Below are 4912 nucleotides of genomic sequence, written 5' to 3'. Positions count from 1 at the left end.
GCGCGCCGCCGCAGGCGGTGGTGGACGCCTTCTACACCGCGTCGCGCGCGCTCGTCGCGGGCAACGCCGCCGCGGCGGAGCGCGCCCTGCCGCCGCCCGCCTTCGGCGACGGGCGCGCGACGCTCGGGCGCCTCGCCGACCTGCCGCCCTTGCCGCGCACGGGCACCGCCACCGCGCTCGCCGAACGGGAGCTGAACCGGGTGGACCAGACCGGCCGCCATTCGACGGACGGCGGCGACGGCGGGCGCGGGGGATAGCGATGCCCGCCGCGGACCCGATCCTCCGGTGCGTCTTGGCCTTCGCGCTTCCCGTGCTCGCGGCGTGCGCCGGCCCCGCGCAGCCGCCGCCGAGCCGGCCGGTCGCGGCGGCCGCGCCCGTCGGCGGACCGCCCGGCGGCGCGTACGCCCGAGAGTTGGAGGAGCAGAGGCGGGGCATCGGCGTCCCGCCGGCTTTGCCGCCTCCGGGCGCCATCGACCGGGTGCCGGACATCCTGCGTTCTTCGCGACCGGCGCCCGGCGTCGGGCCCGCGACGAACCCGCCGGCGCCGTCGCTGCCCGTGCCCGGCAACTCGCAGAGCCGGCTTTCGGCGCTGCCGGCGTCGCCGTTGGCGAACCCGCGGGGCGGCTTCGCGCCGGGCAGGCCTTGATGCGGCGTCGCGCGCCGCGCCCTTCCGCTTCGCCGAGGCTGCTGGTCGGGGCGCTGCTCGCCCTTTCCGGCGGCGGTTGCACCGAAGTGGCGCGCCCGGCGCCCGCGCCGGCCCCCGCCGACCTCGCGGCCGGGGCTCCCGATGCGGCCCGGGCGGCGATCGGTGCCGCGGCCGCTGCCTTCGCCGATCGGGGCGCGGGCCTGGCGAACCGGCCGGACGCGGCGGCGCAGGCGGCGGCGCAGCTCGAATACGCCGCCGAGGCCTTCGCCACCGACCCGCGCTGGACGGCGATGCCCGAAGGCGTCCGGCGGGAGATGCTGCTGGCGCGCGACGAATTGCGCGACGCGATCGGGCTGGACGCGGCGGCGCCGAGCCGGACGGCGGTTTCGGCGCTGCTCGGCGCAGCGCGGGCGCTCCGCGCGGGCGATCGGGGTCGCGCCGCCGCCGCGCTTCCGTCGCCGCTGTTCCGGCCAGGCGGTGAGGGCTCCATCGCGCGCCTGGGCGACACCGGGCCGTTGCCGCAAGCGGCGAACGCGACGGCGCTGGCGCAGGCGGTGGCGTCGCGCATGGAGGTGGAAGGGCGGCTCGGCAGCACCCAGATGCGGGAGCGCTCGATGGGGATCGGCGGCGTGGGACTCGCGCGCGACCCGGCGGGCTACTGACGGCGGACCTTCACCGGCCCGGTTCAGCCGCGGGGAAGCGCAACTCGGCCGAGGTGCCGGCGCCGTTCCCGCCTTGGCGCGACAGCGTGCCCCGAAGCTGCGCCGCCAAGCCTTGCAGCAGCCGCGTGCCGAGCCCGGTGCCCTTGGGCAGGCGCCTTTCCGCCGGTGTTTGCGCCCGCGCGTCGTCCGCCGGCATGCCGATGCCGTCGTCGGACACCGAAAGCACGAAGTCGTCGCCTTCGCGGGCGAAGCGGACGCGCACCGTGCCGGCGCCGTTGTCGGGGAAGGCGTACTTGAGCGCGTTGGTCACGAGCTCGTTCAGCGCCAGGCCTAGGTGGACTCCGCGCTCCGAGTCCAGGGTGTGCGACTCCGCCTTGGCGATGAGGGCGATGGGCCGCAACTCGCCGCTGAGCAACGCCCGGCCCAGGTCCCGGCAGAAGCCTTCGATGAATTCCTTGGTGTCCACGCGCGCGGGGTGTTCGTCGTCGCCGACGTCGCCGTGCGCCAGCCAAGCGTGGGCGCGGGCGAGGGCGCGCGCGTGCTCGGCCGCCTCCCGCAACCCGTCCGCCGCCGCCGGCGACGGCGCCGAGCGCGCGCGCAGCAGCAACAGGGCGGCGAGCGACTGGAGATCGTTGCGGGTCCGGTGGCGGAATTCATTCAACAGGAGGCGCCGCTGCCGCTCGGAGCGCACGAGGTCGGTGTGCGCGCGGTTCTCCCGCACCACCGCGCGGTGCAGCGCCTCGATGATCGCGGCGGTGGCGGCGCCGACGGCCACGAACAGGACCAGCGCGAGGCCGTCGCTCTGGTCCTGGACGACCACGCTGCCGATCGGCGGCAGGAAGAACCACGCCGCGAACAGCGCCGACAGCGCAACGGCGACGAAGCCGGAGCCTTGGTCGAAGAGGCTGCCGGCCACCAGGACGGCCAGGAGGAACAGCAGGTAGGGGTAGCCGGGCGGCACCAAGTTCCGGAGGGCGAAGGCCAACGGCAGGGCCGCCGCCACGACGCCGCAGGCGGCCAGGTACTTGGCCCACTTCGGCCAAGCGTGCGTCCGTGCGATCGTGGCCGCGAAGGTGCTAGGAACGGGCATGATCGGCCGCAACGACGCGGGAGCGGCGGAGTCGCGCCCGGCCCGCCGGTTTTTTCGACATGCGGCGGAACATGTCCGTGCGCCGGCGGGCCGTGCCTGTGCGGGGCGCCGGCGTCAGTCGGTCGCCATGACCTTCACGTAGCTGCCCGGCGCGTCCTCGATGGCGGGCAGCGCGCCGTCGCCGGGCACGCGCGCGGGCACGCGCCCCTTCGACTGCGCCGTGATCCAGCGCTGCCAATCGGGCCACCAGGAGCCGGCGAGTTCGGTGGCGGCTGCGAACCACTGGTCCGGGTCGGGCGGGAGCTGCTCGTTGATCCAGTGGCTGTACTTGCCGCTCTCCGGCGGGTTGACGACGCCGGCGATGTGGCCGGACGCGGCGAGCACGAAGCGGATCGGGCCGCCGAAGACCTGCGTGCCCCGGTAGGTGCTCTTCCAGGGCGCGATGTGGTCCTCCAGCGTGGAGATCATGTAGGTCGGCACCTTGATCTTCCGCAGGTCGATGGGTTGGCCCAGCAGCTCGATCGCGCCCGGCTTCACCAAATCGTTCTGCTGGTACATGCGGCGCAGGTAGAAGCTGTGCATGCGGGCCGGCATGCGCGTGCTGTCGTCGTTCCAGTACAGGAGGTCGAAGGGGAAGGGCTCCTGGCCCAGCAGGTAATTGTTCACCACGAATGACCAGATGAGGTCGTTCGCGCGGAGCATGTTGAAGGTGGTCGCCATCTCGCGGCCTTCGAGGTAGCCGCGCTGCTGCATCTTGGCTTCGAGGCCGCGGAGCTGCTCCTCGTCGATGAAGACGCCGAGCTCGCCGGCCTCCGAGAAGTCGGTCATGGTGACGAAATAGGTCGCGGCCTTGATCCGGTCGTCCCCCTTCGCCGCCATGTGCGCGAGCGTGGTCGCCAGCAACGTGCCGCCGAGGCAGTAGCCGATGGCGTTCACGCCCTTCTCGCCGGTGGCCTTCTCGACGGCGTCGAGCGCGGCGTAGACGCCTTCGCGCATGTAGTCGTCGAAGCCCTTGTCGGCCAACCGCTCGTCCGGGTTCACCCAGGACGCCATGAAGACCGTGTGGCCCTGCTCCACCGCCCAGCGGACGAAGGAATTCTTCGGGCGGAGGTCGAGGATGTAGAACTTGTTGATCCAGGGCGGGAAAACGAGCAGCGGGCGCTTCAGCACGGTTTCCGTGGCCGGCGCGTACTGGATGAGCTGCATCAAGTCGTTCTGGTAAACCACCTTGCCCGGCGACACGGCGATGTTCTCGCCGACGCGGAATTTGGCGTCGTCCGTCATGCGGATGCGCAACCGGCCCTTGCCGCGCTCCAGGTCGTTCAGCAGGTGCGAGAGGCCCTTGAGCAGGTTCTCGCCGCCCGTCTCGGCGGTCTTCCGCAGCACCTCCGGGTTGGTCAGGAGGAAGTTGGACGGGCTCATCGCGTCCACGAACTGGCGCGTGTAGAAGTCCACCTTCTGCGCGGTCTTCTCGTCCATCCCGTCCACGTTCGCGGCGACGCTCTGGAAGAAGCGGGCGGAGAGAAGGTAGGATTGGCGGATGAAGTCGAAGACCTCGTTCTCCCGCCACGCCTCGTCCTTGAAGCGGCGGTCGCGCGAGTCCTCCGAGATCACCGGCGCGACCTGCTCGCCCATCATGCGCCGGGCGGTGTTCTGCCAGAGCGTGAGGTAGTCCTGCCAGAAGCCGAGCTGGGCCTGCACGAGCCGAGTGGGGTTGGACATCATCCTCGCCGTCATTTCGAGGAAGGCGGAACCGATGTTGAGCGGGTCCGGGTTGGCGCCGGGGCCGCCCCCTTCCGATTGGCGCTTCAGGAAGTCGGACACGATCCGCTGGCCGCGCTCGGCGACCTCGGACATGGTGCGTGTGACCAGCGCGGGGTCCGGCAGGCGGAATTGGCCCTGGTTCGGCGGCGGCTTTTCGTCGTCCATGGAACTTCCTTGCCACGGCGGGCGCCGCCCTCCAACCCGGCGGCCGCTCCCCCCGCCGCCCTTACGCGGTGGCGGCCGGAGCGGTTTCCGCCAGCGGGCGAACCGCGCTAATCCACCGGGCGGGACGGGAACGGGCGTCATGGGCGATGCGGCGAAGGGGGTTGCACCGGAACGACGCGCCGCCGCCATCGCGGCGCGGGCGGCACTCGTGTTGGCCTGCTTCGGCCTAGGCGGCTGCTCCGTGCCGCGCGCCTTGAACCCGGTCGAGATCTACCGCGAGGTGAGCGGCGCGAACGACGCGGCGCGGCCCGCGCCGCCGGGCCTGGACCGGCCCTTCCCGAGCCTCGCGACGGTTCCCCCGCGCCCCGACCGGCCGACGCCCGAAGCGAGGGAAGCCATCACGGCCGCCTTGGCGGAGGACCGCAGCCGGTCGCGCGACCCGCTAGTGCTGCGTACCGCGCCGGGCGCCGCCGCGGGGGCCGGGGCCGGGCCGGGCCTGTCGGGCGGCCCGCCGCCGCGGCCCTCCCTCGCCGCGGCGCCGCGCATACCCTGGACGGAGGCGCCATCGCCGCCCGCCGCGTCGCC

4 protein-coding genes and 1 pseudogene are annotated in these 4912 nt (G+C 73.3%); 3 read left to right on the top strand and 2 right to left on the bottom strand.

The features are described 5' to 3' along the window. Positions 1-257, top strand: a 257-nt coding sequence (locus tag ABD067_RS19940) for a hypothetical protein (protein ID WP_343897140.1), incomplete at its 5' end; no start/stop codon positions are given. A 388-nt stretch (positions 258-645) separates the two neighbouring features. Continuing rightward, on the top strand, positions 646-1308 hold the full coding sequence (locus ABD067_RS19935; RefSeq protein ID WP_343897139.1) for a hypothetical protein: 663 nt from the start codon (positions 646-648) through the stop codon (positions 1306-1308). Positions 1309-1318: 10 nt separating this feature from the next. Here the strand turns inward: ABD067_RS19935 and ABD067_RS19930 are convergent, their stop codons facing one another. Both ABD067_RS19930 and ABD067_RS19925 read right to left on the bottom strand, forming a co-directional pair. After that, on the bottom strand, positions 1319-2398 hold the full coding sequence (locus tag ABD067_RS19930) for a sensor histidine kinase (RefSeq protein ID WP_343897138.1): 1080 nt from the start codon (positions 2396-2398) through the stop codon (positions 1319-1321). A 114-nt stretch (positions 2399-2512) separates the two neighbouring features. After that, positions 2513-4327 carry a PHA/PHB synthase family protein gene (locus ABD067_RS19925; protein WP_343897137.1) on the bottom strand — a complete coding sequence of 605 codons (1815 nt, stop codon included), beginning with the start codon at positions 4325-4327 and terminating at the stop codon, positions 2513-2515. 139 nt (positions 4328-4466) lie between these two features. Between ABD067_RS19925 and ABD067_RS19920 the strand changes: the two are divergent. Continuing rightward, positions 4467-4912, top strand: a pseudogene (locus ABD067_RS19920) (hypothetical protein); the annotation flags it as partial.

The sequence above is a fragment of the Craurococcus roseus genome, from assembly GCF_039523795.1.
In the GTDB taxonomy this organism is placed as follows: domain Bacteria; phylum Pseudomonadota; class Alphaproteobacteria; order Acetobacterales; family Acetobacteraceae; genus Craurococcus; species Craurococcus roseus.
The sequence above is the reverse complement of the archived record's forward strand: the minus strand, read 5'-3'. Positions and strand labels throughout refer to the sequence as shown.